The sequence below is a fragment of the Paraburkholderia sp. SIMBA_030 genome, assembly GCF_046535245.1.
Lineage (GTDB): Bacteria > Pseudomonadota > Gammaproteobacteria > Burkholderiales > Burkholderiaceae > Paraburkholderia.
The window spans coordinates 1-236 of the sequence record NZ_JAWRXB010001640.1; the positions used below are offsets into that span (position 1 = coordinate 1).

Sequence of the window (236 nt, forward strand, 5' to 3'; positions counted from 1 at the left end):
GAACAGGCGCAGCCGCCGGCCCGGAGCCCGAAGACGTGAACGTGGATCAGGAGATTCTCTGGGACACTCCCCAAAGAATGGATGCCGCAGCCATCGAAGCCACCAAGAACCCCACCCTCCCTGCCGGCGCGCTTCCCTTTTACGCATGGCTGGCCGGTGAAGCTTTTGTCATCAAGGAAATGCGGCGTTATCTGGTCCGGGATGTGGGAATCGACCGGAAGCAGGTGGCCTTCATG

1 protein-coding gene is annotated in these 236 nt (G+C 61.0%); it reads left to right on the plus strand.

Annotation, left to right across the window (positions count from 1 at the left end; genetic code table 11):
• Positions 1-35: 35 nt before the first annotated feature.
• Positions 36-236, plus strand: a 201-nt coding sequence (locus tag SB772_RS45570) for an SIP domain-containing protein (RefSeq protein WP_410839224.1), incomplete at its 3' end; no start/stop codon positions are given.